We start from the raw sequence: 16204 nt of genomic DNA on the forward strand, positions 1-16204 counted from the left end.
GGCATTCGTTTTTTCCCACTTCTCACTTCGCACATCTCACTTCTCATCCCGCCGCCTCCGTCGTTCAGCGGCTACGCGGCCTCCTTGCGGTCCGGCCGTTACTCGACAATTATTGCCCCGTCAATGTTGGTAAAAATGCGCCCGGATTCGGAATGGCGATCCAGGGCTGTTACTACCGTGCGGTTTTGTACACTCATTACCAGTGCCAGGTCGTGGTATATAACCAGTGAATTCCTCACCCCCTTGCTGGCGGCCAGGCTCACTGCACGGCTGATTTTTTCCATGTCGGCTTTATTCAGGGTGATGTTGCGCTCCCGCAGGCGTTTTTCGGCATGGGCCGATAGTTTCAGCCGGCTCCCGTCCATTTTCCGGCGCAGCACTTCCCTGAAAGAGCCCGTTTGGGATGCCTTGTTTTGCTTTTCAGGACGGCCTTCCCGGGAAACCTGGAGAGCTAGCGGTGCAGGCAAAAGTCCGGGAATCTTGACATCCATTTAACTCCGGATCTCCTTTACCCTATCATAGTCATAAGGAGTGCCATTGATCACCAGTTTGATGCCGTTTTCGTTAATAATGAGCTTTTCCACCGTTCCCTCAACGTCCCGGCCGTCCTCCCCCACCGCGGTTACCTGCTTGCCGACCAGATTGGCAGTCAGCGAAAGCTCCTGTGTCCGCAGCAATACCTCCATGTTCTTGTTGAGGTTCATTATCTGCTCCAGAGCGGTAATTTGCGTCATCTGGGTCATGAACTGGTCCTGGTCCATGGGACTCATGGGGTTCTGGTAGCGCAGCTGGGCAACTAGAATTTGTAAAAAGGCGTCCTTGTCCAGTTCCTTTTTGGCCGGCTGTAATTTGTCCTGCGGATTGTAGTAGATACTGCTTGCTGAATTAACTTCCATCTGTACATCCCACCTTTAAACGAAAAGGTTGATACCGCCCGGTAATGGATCTGCCGGCGGTTCTTGCCCGGCACTGTCGCCCGGTCTTTCGCCGGAACCGCTGTGCTGCCGCACAAAATTGTATCCCGGCTGCTGGTAATCGCTCTGGGGTGGAGGACCGCCCTGATTTCCCACCGACACCGAAGCGCTCTGCAGGTGCAGGTTCTGGGCGGCCAGGGCCTCTCGCAGCTGGGGCAGGGCACTTTCAATGGCGTCCCCGGCGGCGGGGTTACTTGCGAGGAAGTAGGCGCTCACATCCCCGTGCCGGTAGACCAGGCGGATCATAACCTCACCCAGGTGCTCCGGCTCAAGCTTGAACCAGAGGTGGGTCTGCCCCTCGGCATGCCGCGCCACGGCCTGCCGTAACACCCGGCCGATTAATGCCGGCATTTGCAGCGGGTTTACATTCTCCTGGTGCATTACTGGATTGGACAAATTATTGGAAGTTCCGGTAACTCCGCCTCCGCCGGGATTGGCTGACTGGTACTGCGCCGGATTATGGCCCGGAGTGCTGACGCTGTCATTACGGGTCATGACGGGAGAAGTTGTATCCTGTACGATTTGCCGGGGCACCGCACCGTCCCGGATCCGGGGAACCTCCAACCTGCCGGAATCCGGAACTTCCCCGGGGAGTGTGTTCTGCGGGGCCGCCTCCACCGGTACCCGCGCACCTAGCTCAAGCCCGCCGGTGTTGTTCAGCAACCTTTCATCCCCGGAACCGGCCTTTTTCTGGAGAACTTCCCCTCCATTTTGTTGCATGAGTTGAAGCAGAAAAGGTTTTAACTGGTTAATTTCCACGTCATGGAAGACATCAACACCATTTTGTTGCAAGTCAAGCAGGGTTAGCTCCTTCAAGACTAAATCCCAGGGCTTTATGTTTTGCTCGACTTGCCCGGCCGCATATGCAGCCTTCTGTGACGGTGAAGGGAGAAATTCTGCTACTCCCTGGTATTGGCTTGACGGGGCAGCTGCGGCAATTGTGGGAATACTTTTGTTTCCGCTGTTATTACCGGTACCCAATACGGATTCCAATGTTTTGTTTTCCGGTTCGTTGCAAAGGTTTAAGATTGCCGCCAAAAGGGCCGCCCAATCATTGAAAATCTCCGTCCCATTATTGTTTGCATTTTGTTCCTTTGTCCCCTCTGAGCTATTGGTTACTGGTGCGAACGGTTCTTCGGAAAGAATACCTGCGGGCAACAACAGAGAAGCTATATCCGTAAAAGTTGCTTTCAAAACGCCGTCGAGTGGTCCCGGTGTACTACCGTTTTCCGAATCCCCGCTAAAATTCCCAACGGCTGCGTTTGCAGCGGCTGTACTTTCCCCGGTTATGCCCAGCACCTGCATTAATAAGGAAAGAAACGTGCTGGAACCGGATGCGCCGGCAGCAATGCCGCCTGGAGAAAATGGCCGTTCCGGCGCCGGGGAGACAAAATTAATTTCCATGATCGTTTCACCTCCTTTTCTAAAATCTTCCTTCCCGTTTTTGTGCCATCACCTCCCCCGGGTAGCTCAAACACTGCAGCACTTGTCCGGCAGTATCCTGCTTTTCGTCTGCCGGGTCAAATGATCCCGCAGGCAGCTTACTGCTTAATTCCGGCGGCACCAGAACCGCCTGAGCCCTTGTTCGTCTGTTTCCTTTTGTTCGGCTCGGTTTGCCTGCAGGGTGTGGGCGTGAAGTTGCTTTTCCTTAAGTCTTTGTAAAACCATTCTCTGGCGCCGGGCCTCAAAGGCTTCCATCCGGCAGCGCATCAGCTTCTCATTGGCCCTGGCCACCTCTTCCTGACGGCGGTTCCGGTCATTTATAAGCCACTCCCGCCAGAGCAACAGGTGAAATTCGTTCTCCGGCCGCATTGGCCCTACGCTGCAACCGGCAAAGCTTTCTTCCAGCAGGGAGGTTGTTCTGTTCAGCTCTTCCACCCGGTCCATGTATTCCCGCTGTGCCCGGGAGTGGGCCAGGATGGCCTGCTCTTCCTTCTGTTCCCTGAACTGCAGTACAGGTTGCAGGCGAAAACGAAATTTGCGCATGCCAGACACTCCTTAAGCTTCAGGTGTGCAACAAACGGCACCGAAAGCGGCGGCCCTTCTACCGCCGGACGGGCCAATCATTTATCCGGGATCGGGTAAGGTCTTCATCGTTTCCTCAAAGCTGCTGTACTCGTGCATGTCCTGGCGTAAAAACTGCACAATGCGGGGATAGGCCTTTACCGCGGCGTCAATCCGGGGGTTGGACCCGGCCACGTAGGCGCCGATGTTGATTAAATCCTCCGACTGGCGGTAGGTGGCCAGCAGGTCCCGCAGCCGGTCGGCCCGGGCTAAGTGTTCCCGATCCACTATCTCCGGCATTACCCGGCTTACGCTCTGTAATACATCGATGGCCGGGTAGTGGTTTTGGGCCGCCATTTCCCGGGACAGGACGATATGCCCGTCCAGGATGCCCCGCACCGCATCGGTAATTGGCTCATTCAGATCGTCCCCTTCCACCAGCACGGTATAAAAGGCGGTGATGGAACCCGTAGCCCCCATCCCCGAGCGTTCCAGCAACCGGGGCAACAGGGCAAAAACCGAAGGGGTGTAACCCCGGGTGGCCGGGGGTTCGCCGATGGCCAGGCCCACCTCCCGCTGGGCCATGGCAAAACGGGTGACCGAGTCCATGAGAAGCAGTACGTCTTTACCCTGGTCGCGGAAATATTCGGCAATGGCGCTGGCCAGAAAGGCGGCCTTTACCCGCACCAGCGCCGGCTGGTCCGAAGTAGCGGCCACTACCACTGAACGGGCCAGGCCTTCCGGACCCAGGTCCCCTTCAATGAAGTCCCGCACTTCCCGGCCCCGTTCCCCCACCAGGGCGATCACATTCACATCGGCATTGCTGTACCGGGCTACCATACCCAAAAGCGTACTCTTGCCCACCCCGCTGCCGGCAAAAATACCCAGGCGCTGTCCCCGGCCGCAGGTGAGAAAGGCATCGATGGCCCGTACCCCGGTGGAAAATATCTGCCTTATGCGCTGTCTGGACAGTGGGTTGGGCGGGGAGTTGTCCACCGGTACGTAACACTGGTCCGGAGCAATGAGCTCCCGGCCGTCCATGGGCCGGCCCAGCCCGTCCAGTACCCGCCCCAGGAGGTGTTCTCCCACCGCCACCGACAGGCCCCGGCCCCGGGGCACCACGCTGCAGCCGGGGAAAATGCCCCGCAGTTCCCCCAGGGGCATAAGCAGGGTGACATCTTCCCGGAAACCCACCACCTCGGTCACCACCGGTGCTTCGCCGGGCACGTGGATGTCGCAGATTTCACCGATGCGGGCAGCAATGCCCCGCACCTCCACGGTCAGGCCGATAACACGCACCACCTGCCCGGTGGGGCGCAGCAGTTTGGCCGCCCGCACCCGCCGGCGCCATCGTTCCAGATCGATTTGGGGTAGAGCCATCTGCGTTATCCCCCCTTTCCAAATCCTGTTCTGGCTTTCGCTCGTTCCGGTGAAGCCTCCGAAAACTATGAGGGTTCTACCCTCCCTTACCCGGCAACTTGCAGTCCAGCTTCCCTCAACACTTCCTCCAGGGCCTGCCAGCGGGCGTCCAGGGTAGCGTCCACCCTGCCGTCGGTCGTTTCGATACGGCACCCACCCGGTTCTATGGCCGGGTCACCTATAATATTCAGGACCGTTCCGGGGGGCAGGGTAAGGAGTATTTCCTCCCGTCTTTCTTCCATCAACTTCTTCTGTTCCGGGTTTACATAAATAACCACCTGTTCCCGTATTCGGGCCGCTTCCAGAGCTTCCCGCGCTATATTCAGCACTATGGCGGGGTCGATGGTCAACTGGGCGGCCACAATTTTTTCCGCCATTTCCCGGGCCAGGGCCACCATTTCTCCCTCCAGGTTTTCCAGGGTGGTCCGGCGGATTTCTTCGGCCTGCTGCAGTACCAGGCGGGCTTCTTCCCTCAAGGTCCGGGCCTCGGCCGCAGCATCTTCCACGGCTTTGCGGTAACCTTCCCGGTAGCCTTCCTCCCACCCTTCCTGCAGCCCTTCTTCCCGGGCTCTGGCGGCCGTTTCTCGGGCCAGAACCTCCGCTTCGTGCCGTGCCTTTTCCAGTATGGCTGCGGCTTCCCTTTGGGCCGCAGCCAGGATTTCTTCGCTTTTTGCCCGGGTTTCATCCGGAGAAACCATCTGCCCCCAGCCGTTCCCGCTGCCCTCGTTGTGTTCGTCCCGGTTTAAAGGCAGTACGGGAAAATCGTAGCGGAGAGCTATAAAGACGGGGTCCTCATCGCAGGATACGCTCCCCCGGATGATCCTAAATGATGATCGCATCCTCTCCACCCCGTGCGATAATAATTTCGCCCGTTTCGTCCAGGCGGCGGATAATCTGCACTATGCGCTGCTGGGCTTCTTCCACATCCCGCAGGCGTACCGGCCCCATGAACTGAATTTCCTCCCGCAGCATATCGGCCGCCCGGCGGGACATGTTCTTGAAGATGCGCTCGTTAACTTCCTCGTTGGCCCCCCGCATGGCCCTGGCCAGATCTTTGGTATCCACCTCCCGCAGGACCCGCTGGATGGCCGTATCGTGGAGCTTGACGATATCCTCGAAAACAAACATTCTCTTGCGTACATCGTCGGCCAGGTCGGGGTCGGAAACTTCCAGTTCTTCCAGGATGGTTTTTTCGGTGCTGCGGTCCACCCGGTTCAGGATATTGACCAGGGCCTTTACACCGCCAACGACCTGTTCCTGTTGCACTACCACGGAGAGTTTTCTCTCCAGTATTCCTTCCACTTCTTTTATCACTTCCGGAGGCACGCGGTCCATGATGGCTATTCGCCGGGCAATATCGCTCTGCTTTTCTGGTGGAAGGGAGGAAAGGATGAATGCCGCCTGTTCCGGTACTAAGTGGGTCAGGATCAGAGCAATAGTTTGAGGATGTTCGTCCCGGATGAAATTGAGCAATTGTTTAGCATCGGTACGGCGAAGATTATTGAAAGGTATACTCTGAACCTCTGCTAACATTTTTTCAAAAATTTCTTCAGCTCGCTGCTGGCCAAAAGCCTTTTCCAATACCTCCCGGGCATACTTGGAACCGCCACGTATCAGGTAATTCCGTGCCTCAGTTAACTTAAAGAATTCTATCAGCACCAATGACTGAATATCTCTGGGTATGTTCTCCAGCATGGAAATTTGCCGGGTAAGCACCTCGATATCATGCTCCGGAAGATGCTTGAGAACCCTGGCCGAGAGGTCGGCTCCCAGTGTAATTAAAATAATAGCCGCTTTTTCTGCGCCGGTTAGTTTTGACTTATTCAAGATGACCTACTCCCTTAGCCACAACTTCAATACCTCTGCCACCTGGGCGGGATTATGCCGGGCAAACTCCCGCAGTTCCTGGATTCGCAAAGGCTCCTGTTCAGGTTCATGAGCAGCTTCAGTTAACGATTCATCGCCGGGAACGACATCTGACAGAACCAGCTCCGGTGGTCGCTCCAGCATGGCTATCCGCCGCCGGCGGCGTAGGTAAAATACCAGCAACAGCAAGAGCAGTAGCAGCCCCACCAAAAGTGCGCCTATTTCCAACAGTACCGGCCAGTATTTGAGCAAGTTGGAAAATGGCTTTGGCGCGGTTTCCGGTAATGGCAGCTGGCTTACAGTGTTAAAAGGCATGGCCGAAACGTTAATCTGATCCCCCCGGTTTTGCTGCAGGCCCACCGCTGCCGAAACCATGTCCTGGATCTGCTGCAACTGGGGTGCGCTGTAGTTGCCGTTTAAAACCACGGCTACCGAGAGCCGGCGCAGGGTTCCCGGCGCGGCGACCAGGGTTTGCTGCTGGCTGCCCAGCTGATAGTTGGTGATGGTCTGCTGCTTCTGGTACTGGGAATTGCCGCCTGTCAGTGCGGGAACGGTACTTCCTGGCTGAGAGCTTGGAGTTCCCGGCACCCCACCTGCACCCGTGCCCGAGCCGCTTTCGGTAATGGTTTGCTGGCTCAAAGTTTGCCCCGGCTGCACAGTGGTGGTGGTGGTCTGGCGCTGGTCAAAATCCAGGTCGGCTGTAACCATGGCCACCGCTTTGTTTGGTCCCAGGATTTTGGTCAGCATCTGCTGAATGCGGGTCTCCAGCTCCTTTTCATACTGCCGGCGCACCTGGTATTGATCCATGGACAGGCGGGCCAGCTTGGCTCGCTCGTCGGCCAGGGCCAGGTTATCGCTTAAGACGTTGCCCTCCATGTCAATGATATGTACGTTTTCCGGCTTCATTCCCTGGACGCTGCCCACCACCAGATCCATAATGCCCTTTACCTGTTCGGGCTTCAATTCACCCTTGAGTTTTAAGGCTATCGAAGCAGAAGGTTCCACCTGGTTGTCCAGAAAGAGGCTTTCCCGGGGCAACACCAAGTGCACCCGGGCCTGTTCCACCTCGTCCAGGCTGGTAATGGTGCGGCGCAGTTCTTCCTGCAGCGCCCGCTGGTAGTTAACCTGCTGCTCAAAGTCGGTGACACCGAACTTTTGCCGGTCAAAAAGCTCCCACCCGGCCCCCGAATCGGCCAGTATCCCCTTGCTGGCCAGCTGAATTCTGGTGCTGTACACCTGACCCTCCGGCACGGAGATGGTTTTACCCTCGTCTTCCAGCCGGTAAGGTATTTTCATGTTTTTCAGTTCTTCGGCAATTTTGCCCGCCTGTTTTGGCTCCAGGCCGGTGAACAGGGGAGCATATGCAGGTTGGGTAATAAGAACGGCCAGGTAAATTACGGTCGCCAGCAGTCCCGCCGCAGCGGCAGTGAAAAGGACCTGCCGGGACCGGGGCAGCGCCTGCCACCGCTCCTTAATGGGGGCCAGGATCGGTTTGGGGTCCATCGACTACAACAGCTCCTTAAACCTGCATGCGCGAAATTTCCTGGTAGGCTTCTACTATTTTATTGCGCACCTCCACAGCCAGGGACATCATTATCCGGGCTTCTTCCATGGCAATGGTCACCTGATGCAGTTCCTGCACCCGGCCGGTAAGGAAGTCGAGGCCCACCCGGTCGGCCCGCACCTGGGCGTTATTCACCTCTTCCAGGGCCCGTGCAAGCATCCGGCCGAAACCGGGGGCACCGGCAGCAGCGTCCGGTTTTGTGGGTTGGCTTACCGTGGGTGCCAGGGTTAAGGGGGAAACGGGTAAAACCTGCATCTACAGAGTGCCCCTTTCGTCAGCAACATGAATAATTATAAAATGTTCAACGAACCTTGTTAGATGCGTCGCTGTCCTCGCTCACTCCAGTGCTCCGCGCCGACAGCACCGCGGCTCGCTTCGGGCCGGCTCTGGCTCTCTGCGGATTGCCCGTGACTAATTGTACTTCATTGTAAGCTGTTAACTAATGTGTTTCAAGCTTTTCTTACGCTTAGACAATCTTGCGTTCCTCGAGAGCCGAGCCGCCCAGCACTCACTGAAAAAGCCATACGGGGAAAAACATGCCGCTCACTATCTTTCATAGCAGGCTAGAAAGAGCACCACTGCCAGTGAGTGCTGGGTTCACCGGGTGCTGTTACCGGCGCTTCGCAAGTCGTTCGCTCCGGACAGCGACGCATCCATGTTATCACGATTCGACTGAATACATACGAATATCAGCCCCTGCCTATTTCCAGAGCCCTCAGAACCATGTCCTTAGCCGCGTTCAAAACCGTAACGTTGGCCTCGTAGGCCCGGGTGGCTGCAATCATGCTAACCATCTCGTTAGCAATATTGATGTTGGGATAGGCCACGTATCCCGTATTGGGGTCGGCCAGGGGATGGGAGGGCTCGTAAACAAGCCGGGGCGGGGAAGGATCCTCCACTACTGCCGCCACGCTCACACCGGCGGCGTTGAAGGAGGGCCGGCCGGGCAGGGAGTCCAGGGCCTGGCGCAGTTTCTCGGCAAACACGGGAACTTTCCGGCGGTAGGCCGGGTTCAGGGGGTCGTTGGGCCTGCCCGCCGTTTGCAGGTTGGCAATATTGTTGGCCGTAATATCCAGCCAGAGCCTCGATGCTGTTAAGCCTGAAGCACTAATGCCGAATATATCTAATAGAGGCATCGCCTGTTACCTCCCCCGGATGACATAGGTTAACAGGGACAGGCGGTCGCCCAGTGCCCGGGCGGCGGCCTGGTACGTCAGGGTATTGGCGGCTAGGTTTACCATCTCCTGATCAATGTCCACGTTATTGCCGTTGTAACCCATGGTGGTGCCTTCCTCCTTCACCACCGTGGGTTCCACCCGGGCCAGCGGAACCGGGGCCCCGATATGCCTGGGGTCACTGGTAAGCAGCGGCAGGGCGCCCTCCCCCAGCGCCCGCCGCAGTTCCTCCGTAAAGCTGACGGAAGATTTTTTAAATCCCGGCGTATTCACATTGGCCACGTTATGGGCAATTACCCTTTGGGTTAGTGCCGCTGCATCCAGCTGCTTTTGCAGCGCCACCAGAATGGGACTGGCGAAAAGATCCAAAAAACCACCTCCCGGCTGCCATGATCTTCTTTGGGGGCCGCTCCCCGCAATGTACCACCCATGTAAATTATTGTTAAAAAAACCGACCCGGAGGTCGGGAAGCATTGTCGCAACCCGGCTGCCTTAGCGGGAGTCCGCTTTAGGCCCGTGGCTTTGCGTCCCTCCCTTTCGGTGAAGTTTGCCCCTGGACAATGTGCTAAGGTGGGTTATTTTTTAAAAAGCAGGTTGACTTTGGTAACTAAGTTATTTGACACGATCTCCCAAATTCCTTCTATAGAGAAGAAGAAACACAAAAAAATAACAAAGACTTAAGCTTTTTGACACAAGACATAGAGTAAAAACCAAAGAAAGCATCGACTAAGACGAAAGTGGTGGAATTACCTTTCACTTTCGTGTCCAGGCTATAACCCTGCGCACCGCCGTGATCACGTCCCGTACATCCCCGTCACTCATAGCCGGATAAAGGGGCAGGGTGATAATCCGCTCGTACAGCTCTTCTGCGTGGAAACAGTAAAACCCGGAAAGGCTGCAGCTGTCCGGGTCTCCGAGCCAGCGGTAGTAGGGATGGCGGTACACGGGGATATAATGCACGTTTACCCCGATGTTTTCCGCCCGCAGGGCTTCGAAGACCTCACGCCGCCCCACTTTTAGAAGGTTCAGGTTTAGAGCCAGCACGTAAAGGTGCCAGGACGAACGGCCGTATGGCGCCTGGTACGGGATTTCCACTTCGGGCAGGCTGGCAAAGGCCTCGTTATAAGTGCGGGCAATCTCGCGCCTGCGCTCCAGAAAACGGTCCAACTTGCGCAGCTGGCTCAAACCCAGGGCAGCCTGGATATCCGTGAGGCGGTAGTTGTAACCAACGTCCAGCATTTCGTAGTACCAGGGGCCCTGATCTTCCACCATCAATTCCCGGTCCCGGGTGATCCCGTGGTTGCGGAAAAGCAGCAGCCACTGGTACAGTTCGCCGGAATTGGTGGTTACCATTCCCCCTTCCCCGGTGGTGATGTGTTTCACCGGGTGGAAGCTGAATACGGTCATATCGCTCAAGCAGCCGATGGGCTGCCCTTTATATTCCGCCCCCAGGGCGTGGCAGGCATCTTCAATGACCACAAGATTGTGCTTTTCAGCCAGGGCGTGAATGGCATCCAGATCGCAGGGCTGTCCGGTGAAATGTACGGGAATGATCGCCTTTGTTTGCGGAGTGATCTTTTTTTCTATTTCTGCCGGGTCGATATTATATGTGCGCGGATCTATGTCCGCAAACACGGGTTTCGCCCCCAGGTAGAGGGCGCAGTTGGCGCTGGCCACGAAGGTAATGGGGCTGGTAATCACTTCGTCACCCCTACCCACACCGGCGGCAAAACAGGCCGCGTGCAGGGCCGCCGTCCCGCTGGAGAAGGCCACGGCATAACGGGCGCCTACCCGGGCGGCAAATTGCTTTTCGAATTCGGCCAGGGTCGGGCCGGTGGTCAGCCAGTCTCCCCGCAGTACCCGGGTGACGGCCTCGACGTCGTCTTCTTCAATCCACTGCCGGGCATAGGGAAGATAGGTTTCCCGTACGGGTTCACCCCCGTCAATGGCGGGTATTTGTGGATCAAGGTGGTCGGCACGAGTTCCCATGTGCAGGTTATTGCTCCTTTTTCAAGTTTTTTGATAAACTATACACAAAGCTTAACAAATTCTGCCGGTGAAACAATGATAATACCCTGGAACTCTTTCAGGGCTAAGAGGTGCTCATCTCCGGAAACAATGTATTGAACCCCACCCTCCAGCGCGCACTCCAGAACTCTATTATCGTCAGGATCATTTTCTATAACGTTTAACTGGAAATCAGGAGATACCAAAACCGTATTTTCCAGGTCAAGGAATTGCTCTAAAATACCCTGTCTCTCATTGATTGTACCTACCTTATTAAACTTTGGACGCAGCAATACCTCCAGATATTCCTCCAACAGTGACTGGCTTATAACAACGGTGAGTTTGCCTTTCGCCCAAAAATCTACGATCATTCCAGGAGGCCCGTTCGGAATGAGAATACCGGATATAATAACATTAGTATCCAGAACTACCCTCATTGCCTGTATCCTCTTTTTCGGTTCCTTACGAGCCGTACCTCTTCCAGAACATCCTCTTCCGTAATCTTTGCCTTCCCGGCACTGGACCTGATCTTTTCCATCGCCAGCTGGAGGGCTAAACGCTTACAATCTTTTTCAATTTTTCGGAGCCGGCAATATTCCTCATAATTAAGCAGCACGCTTTTGGGTTCACTGTTAACGGTGAGTATAACCGGCTCCGCGCCGAGGGTCAGTGATTCGATAATGGACGTGAGTCTGGGCCGGGCCTCGTTAATCCCGATAATCCGTTCCATGATTGATTCCTCCATTAAAGAATAACTTAATGTTAACATTATTATATTCTTTAATGTTTCCGCTGTCAAACCCTGCTTTCATTAAGTCCGCGTCAAGATCACGGGCTTTTCCCCTCCCGGCACCTGCTGAAATCTTACGCGGCTGCTATCTGTAGAGCAAAAGTTGCTTCAAAACGAAAACGGCCGGCCCGATGACTGACCGGCATTAATCTTCCTGCGGCCCGATTACCAGAGCTGCCATTTGCACGGTGAAGCGGGCGTCCTCCATCGCCCTCGCCGCATCTTCTTTCGTATACTCTTCCGTAGGAATGAAGTCCACATCGCCGTAGAAGGCAAACTCCCGCTCTTTCCGCAGCCACTTGGATATTTTGGCCAGCCTGTGCGCTTCCCGCCCGACTTCGGGCGGCAGGCGGTCATGGAACTCCACCAGTAAATAACCCACATCGTGCTGTTTGGGCGGGTCCACCCCAATCCAGCGCAGCACGCCTTTCAGGGCTAGCTCCACAATCTCCTGGGCTTCGCGGATTACGTCGGAATAGGCTTCTTCCTCAAATAGAACGGGCAGTATTTTCAACCTTTTGGTGGCTTTGAGCAAATAACTCTGGGCCAGGGTGGTGCTGGTCAAATTTCGATCACCTCACCCTGTTTGTAGTCCTTCTTTAACACCCAGTACCAGGCGCCGCCGCGGTAAATTTTCCGCGCACCCAATTGCTGCAGTCTTTTCCGCAGGCGGACCAGGTAGCGGGCCAGAAAATTTCCCCGGTCATATAAAATTTTCACGTCGTCAACCATGTCCAGAAACAGCAGGCTGCCCTGCAGAACTTCCTGTTTTTCCTTGATTACAGGGGACAGGTCCGGCACTATATGAGTGAACCGGGAGGATTCTTGCTGCATTTTCTCTTCCACTACGGCAAATTCGGCCATTCTCTTCATCCGGCCCCGCGGCAGGTCTTCGGCCACCAGCAGCAGGTCGATGTCCGAATCCGGCCGGGGCGTACCGCGGCCTACCGAACCAAAAACGGCCAGGGACACCAAACGGGAGCCGTAAACCTCCTTTACGGCCGGCACCAGCAGTTCAAGGGCCAGTTCAAATTCCTGGCGGTACATGATATCACCTTAAAACATATGGGTGGCTTCAAATTTTTTAATATCGTATCATACGGCGGCATGAACATCAAGGGAAAGGAATCGTTAGGCCGTATAGAATTTAAGTAGGTGCCAGAAGGAGATCGACCCGCCGAAAAAATGAGAGCGTAATTATATTTTCTCAGGAATACGTAAAATGGTATAATAGTGCCGGAATGCAGAAGCGTGGGTGATTTACCTTTGCTGCCAACAAGCAGGTGGTGTTGTTATGCAGGAAATAATAATCAAATCCGATAAATGGTATACCTATGAAGATTACTTACAGTTAGACGATGAGTACGAATATGAAATTATCGGGGGAAAGCTGTTCATGACGCCAAAGCCGCGGCCGCTGCACCAGGAGGTTGTTGGCAGGTTGTATGTCGCCCTGCACAATTTTCTCAAGCAGCGAAACATACAGGGGAAAATTTTTCTGGATGTGGACGTAATTTTTGGCAACCAGGTGGTTTCTCCCGATATAATCTATATCACTCATGAACGTTTGTCCATTATATCAGAAACAAACATTCAAGGGCCACCGGACCTGATCATTGAGGTCCTTTCCCCATCCACACAAAAATACGACCGTAAACAAAAAAGCCAGTTGTATTACACCACCGGAGTAAAGGAATACTGGCTCATAGATCCGGCAGTGCAGCTTGCGGAGGTTTTTGCCCGGGAGGATAAAGGCTGGTACCGGGCAGGTGTTTATGACGAAGAGGATACGCTGGTTTCCCCCCTCCTACCGGAGCTGGAAATTAACCTGAAGGAGATTTTTGACGTTTCTTAAGAGGGTTTCAAGGGACGTGGGACGATGAACAATTACCGGAAATACATGCAGGGCCACCTGAAAGAAGTGTTGCAGCATATGGGGGTGATGGCCGGAATGGAGCATGATGGAGATGACCGGAAAGAACATATGGATGAGATGGAATTATTTGAGAAAATGGATTTTGAACAAAAAAGATACTCATTTACAGCCGGGCAAAAGGAGCAAATAACAGCCCGGCTTAAGGAATTCCTGCATAAACGCCCGGAAATACGCTTTGCCTTTTTACACGGTTCTTTTCTGGATGAGATTCCCTGCCGTGATATTGATATTGGTGTTTATTTTGAGCCTGAGCTTGACCCGGAAACTATTTTTGATCTGGCCCTGGATCTCTCTGTGGAGCTGACCTCCCTGCTGCACATACCGGTGGATGTACACGCCTTAAACCAGGCCGGCAACGGGTTTTGTTATCATGTGACCCGAGGCCTGCTGCTGGTATCCAGGGATGACGAAGAAACATATGACTTCATAGAAAAAACCTGGCGGGACTACCTGGACTTCCAGCCCCTGACCAGGCAGATTCTAAATGATTTGCTCCAGTAACGCCCGCCCTTTAAGAGCGGTGATTCTGCTGCTTTGGGAAAGGTCTGCACGACCGTTACTTAATTCATAACTAGGGGATGGTTCCTATGAATGAAACACATGAAAGAAGGGACATAAAACAGAGGTTTTATACTTATTTTGACAGAAATCAGGCCAGCGTGCTGGCAGATATGTACGAGATTTTACGCCTGCAGCTTAGTGATGTCGTGAGGGCGCGTGATTTTAACGAATTAAAAGAGATCGTCAGAGAATTGGGTGAGGCGCAGAAAAGGACGGAAGCGAGAGTTGATAAACTAGCCGAAAAAGTTGAGGAGCTGGCTGAGGCACAGAAGAGAACGGAAGCAAAGGTTGAGGAACTGGCTGAGGCGCAGAAAAAAACTGAACAAAGTGTCAAAGCACTGGCCGAGGAGATGCGTGGTCTCTGCCGCATAACCGCAAACCTGAGAACCGAACAAAACGGCCTAGCCAAAAGCATGGCCTACGCCCTGGAAAACGAGGCCTACCAGAAGCTACCGGCCTACCTGAAACAACTGGGCATTGCTGTCACCGAAAAATTTGTCCGCAAGTATATAGGTGAAGAGGAGATCAACTTCTTTGGCCGCGGGACGCAAAACGGCGAAAACATAATCATCGTGGGAGAAACGGAACTTAAGTTCACCAGTGCCGGTAAAAAGCTCGGGCAGTTGAAGCGAAAGGTTGCTGCCGTGGCTAGGGAATATCCCGGCACAAAAATAATCAAACTTCTGGTCACCCATTTCGCCAAGCCCCAGGCCATAGAAAAGGCCCGGGCGGAAGGAGTCATCGTGATCCAGAGCTTCGAGTGGCTGTAGGTTTTGATTTTCACAAAACTGGACTGGCACAAAACCCTCATTGCGGTGCATCTTTCCCTCGAATTCCGCCCTGGTCTCCGGGCTCAGTATCTTCCCGTTTCCATGCCCTTCTCCACCACGATCATTCCTTTCATCGGCTTCGGGAGCGGCCCGCGGGTTCCTCAGCACCAAGCCGCGGAAAGCGGAAAAAGGAACCGTTAAGGGGCCGGGGGACGGTCCCACTCCAATAAGTTAATAAGTTGTGCCTGGCACCAAATATTTTCCGCAACAACAGCTAAAGAAATTCCGGGTTTCTTCCGAATTAAAGTTAAGAGAACACCTTTACAGGATGACAGCAGGGAAACCGCTGCGCACGGTTTTAACAGGGGGTAGATGGGCAATGAGGATTACCAATAATCTTGATCCCCGGCAGGTTATGGACGTTTACCAGAAAAGTCTTAAGATAGAAGAAAGCAAGAAGAACGGCAGCCCCAAACATTTCCCACGGGCCGACTCCGTGGAAATCTCCGACCGGGCACAGGAATTACAGCTCTACCGGGCACATTTAAAAAAGCTTCCTGAAGTCAGGGATGAACTGGTTGAATCGCTAAAAAAACGGCTTGCGGAAGGCACCTACCTTGTCGACCGGGAAAGGGTGGCGGCGGGCATCATGGAAGAGCGCCGGCTGGACAGGCATGTGTGATGCCGGGATGCGGTGCGGACGGGCGGGTGCCGCCCCCGCTGGAGCGGCCGGTTAGTTATGGGCGGTGCCGGGGTTGTGAGCCGGCTTGAGCGCAGGTGTATCGAGTAGGAGGGGGCGGCTAGCCCCCGTCCTCTCACACCACCGGACATGCGGGTCCGCATCCGGCGGTTCACCAAGCTTGACGAAGACTTTGATAGCGTTCGGTTAAGCTCATCAGGCCCTGGGACTGCCAGTAGGCGTTGCCCAGGGCTCTGTTCATTGGCCCGTGGGCCATCCGCCATGGCCCTCTGCGAGCGTTGGCGAATTCATGTACTACCCATTCAGGCAGTCCCAGTGCACGCAGCTCGCGGTATCTTGTCCGCACTCGCTTCCACTGCTTCCAGAGGCACATGCGCAGCCTCCTCCGCATCCAGCCTTCCAGGTTCTTGAAAATGCTGGGCGTTTCGGCCAGGGCAA

At 54.7% G+C, this 16204-nt stretch carries 21 protein-coding genes and 1 riboswitch; of the genes, 4 read left to right on the forward strand and 17 right to left on the reverse strand.

Translation table 11 applies throughout. The features are described 5' to 3' along the window. Nucleotides 1-98 precede the first annotated feature (98 nt). The 16 genes from BUA65_RS07760 to BUA65_RS07835 form a co-directional block, all read right to left on the reverse strand. Nucleotides 99-491: a TIGR02530 family flagellar biosynthesis protein gene (locus tag BUA65_RS07760; protein WP_072868631.1), complete on the reverse strand. Its 393-nt coding sequence runs from the start codon at nt 489-491 to the stop codon at nt 99-101. Further along, nucleotides 492-896 carry a flagellar hook capping FlgD N-terminal domain-containing protein gene (locus BUA65_RS07765; RefSeq protein WP_072868633.1) on the reverse strand — a complete coding sequence of 135 codons (405 nt, stop codon included), beginning with the start codon at nt 894-896 and terminating at the stop codon, nt 492-494. 15 nt (nt 897-911) lie between these two features. Next, a complete protein-coding gene (locus BUA65_RS07770) occupies nt 912-2378 on the reverse strand; it encodes a flagellar hook-length control protein FliK (protein ID WP_072868635.1) in 1467 nt (488 codons plus the stop codon). 144 nt (nt 2379-2522) lie between these two features. After that, entirely contained in the window at nt 2523-2960 is a 438-nt protein-coding gene (locus BUA65_RS07775) for a flagellar export protein FliJ (protein ID WP_072868637.1), read from the reverse strand. 81 nt (nt 2961-3041) lie between these two features. Beyond that, nucleotides 3042-4358, reverse strand: coding sequence for a flagellar protein export ATPase FliI (gene fliI / locus BUA65_RS07780; RefSeq protein ID WP_072868639.1), 1317 nt, complete (start codon nt 4356-4358; stop codon nt 3042-3044). A gap of 86 nt (nt 4359-4444) precedes the next feature. Continuing rightward, a complete protein-coding gene (locus tag BUA65_RS07785; RefSeq protein WP_072868641.1) occupies nt 4445-5236 on the reverse strand; it encodes a FliH/SctL family protein in 792 nt (263 codons plus the stop codon). Then, the gene (gene fliG, locus BUA65_RS07790; protein WP_072868642.1) at nt 5220-6224 is read right to left on the reverse strand and encodes a flagellar motor switch protein FliG; all 1005 of its coding nucleotides are present in this window, start codon (nt 6222-6224) and stop codon (nt 5220-5222) included. The genes BUA65_RS07785 and fliG overlap by 17 nt, the downstream gene beginning before the upstream one ends. A 6-nt stretch (nt 6225-6230) precedes the next feature. Further along, nucleotides 6231-7766 (reverse strand): flagellar basal-body MS-ring/collar protein FliF, encoded by a 1536-nt coding sequence (gene fliF / locus BUA65_RS07795; RefSeq protein WP_072868644.1) that lies wholly within the window; start codon nt 7764-7766, stop codon nt 6231-6233. 16 nt (nt 7767-7782) lie between these two features. After that, nucleotides 7783-8082, reverse strand: a complete 300-nt coding sequence (gene fliE / locus BUA65_RS07800) for a flagellar hook-basal body complex protein FliE (protein WP_072868646.1) — start codon at nt 8080-8082, stop codon at nt 7783-7785. A 434-nt stretch (nt 8083-8516) separates the two neighbouring features. Beyond that, nucleotides 8517-8963 (reverse strand): flagellar basal body rod protein FlgC, encoded by a 447-nt coding sequence (flgC, locus tag BUA65_RS07805; protein ID WP_072868647.1) that lies wholly within the window; start codon nt 8961-8963, stop codon nt 8517-8519. A gap of 6 nt (nt 8964-8969) precedes the next feature. After that, a complete protein-coding gene (flgB, locus tag BUA65_RS07810) occupies nt 8970-9371 on the reverse strand; it encodes a flagellar basal body rod protein FlgB (RefSeq protein ID WP_072868649.1) in 402 nt (133 codons plus the stop codon). A gap of 105 nt (nt 9372-9476) precedes the next feature. Next, nucleotides 9477-9564: riboswitch (cyclic di-GMP riboswitch) on the reverse strand. Nucleotides 9565-9755: 191 nt separating this feature from the next. Beyond that, nucleotides 9756-10991, reverse strand: coding sequence for a UDP-4-amino-4,6-dideoxy-N-acetyl-beta-L-altrosamine transaminase (gene pseC / locus BUA65_RS07815; protein ID WP_072868651.1), 1236 nt, complete (start codon nt 10989-10991; stop codon nt 9756-9758). A 38-nt stretch (nt 10992-11029) separates the two neighbouring features. Then, entirely contained in the window at nt 11030-11446 is a 417-nt protein-coding gene (locus tag BUA65_RS07820) for a putative toxin-antitoxin system toxin component, PIN family (protein WP_072868652.1), read from the reverse strand. Further along, a complete protein-coding gene (locus BUA65_RS07825) occupies nt 11443-11739 on the reverse strand; it encodes a type II toxin-antitoxin system Phd/YefM family antitoxin (RefSeq protein ID WP_013822873.1) in 297 nt (98 codons plus the stop codon). Before BUA65_RS07825 ends, BUA65_RS07820 begins: the two co-directional genes overlap by 4 nt. 205 nt (nt 11740-11944) lie before the next feature. Further along, a complete protein-coding gene (locus BUA65_RS07830; protein ID WP_072868654.1) occupies nt 11945-12364 on the reverse strand; it encodes a HEPN domain-containing protein in 420 nt (139 codons plus the stop codon). Next, nucleotides 12361-12846 (reverse strand): nucleotidyltransferase family protein, encoded by a 486-nt coding sequence (locus BUA65_RS07835; protein WP_072868656.1) that lies wholly within the window; start codon nt 12844-12846, stop codon nt 12361-12363. Before BUA65_RS07835 ends, BUA65_RS07830 begins: the two co-directional genes overlap by 4 nt. Before the next feature lie 247 nt (nt 12847-13093). Here BUA65_RS07835 and BUA65_RS07840 point away from each other — a divergent pair, with 247 nt between their 5' ends. The 4 genes from BUA65_RS07840 to flgM all read left to right on the forward strand — a co-directional run bounded on the left by BUA65_RS07840 (nt 13094) and on the right by flgM (nt 15748). After that, nucleotides 13094-13654 (forward strand): Uma2 family endonuclease, encoded by a 561-nt coding sequence (locus BUA65_RS07840; RefSeq protein ID WP_072868658.1) that lies wholly within the window; start codon nt 13094-13096, stop codon nt 13652-13654. Between the two features lie 24 nt (nt 13655-13678). Then, on the forward strand, nt 13679-14236 hold the full coding sequence (locus BUA65_RS07845; RefSeq protein ID WP_084062160.1) for a nucleotidyltransferase domain-containing protein: 558 nt from the start codon (nt 13679-13681) through the stop codon (nt 14234-14236). Nucleotides 14237-14322: 86 nt separating this feature from the next. After that, nucleotides 14323-15066 carry a DUF8196 domain-containing protein gene (locus tag BUA65_RS07850; RefSeq protein WP_072868659.1) on the forward strand — a complete coding sequence of 248 codons (744 nt, stop codon included), beginning with the start codon at nt 14323-14325 and terminating at the stop codon, nt 15064-15066. Nucleotides 15067-15445: 379 nt separating this feature from the next. Then, nucleotides 15446-15748: a flagellar biosynthesis anti-sigma factor FlgM gene (flgM, locus tag BUA65_RS07860; protein ID WP_072868664.1), complete on the forward strand. Its 303-nt coding sequence runs from the start codon at nt 15446-15448 to the stop codon at nt 15746-15748. A 169-nt stretch (nt 15749-15917) separates the two neighbouring features. Here the strand turns inward: flgM and BUA65_RS07865 are convergent, their stop codons facing one another. Further along, the gene (locus BUA65_RS07865) at nt 15918-16199 is read right to left on the reverse strand and encodes a group II intron maturase-specific domain-containing protein (RefSeq protein ID WP_341349611.1); all 282 of its coding nucleotides are present in this window, start codon (nt 16197-16199) and stop codon (nt 15918-15920) included. Nucleotides 16200-16204: the final 5 nt, after the last annotated feature.

This window comes from Desulfofundulus thermosubterraneus DSM 16057 (assembly GCF_900142025.1).
GTDB lineage: Bacteria > Bacillota > Desulfotomaculia > Desulfotomaculales > Desulfovirgulaceae > Desulfofundulus > Desulfofundulus thermosubterraneus.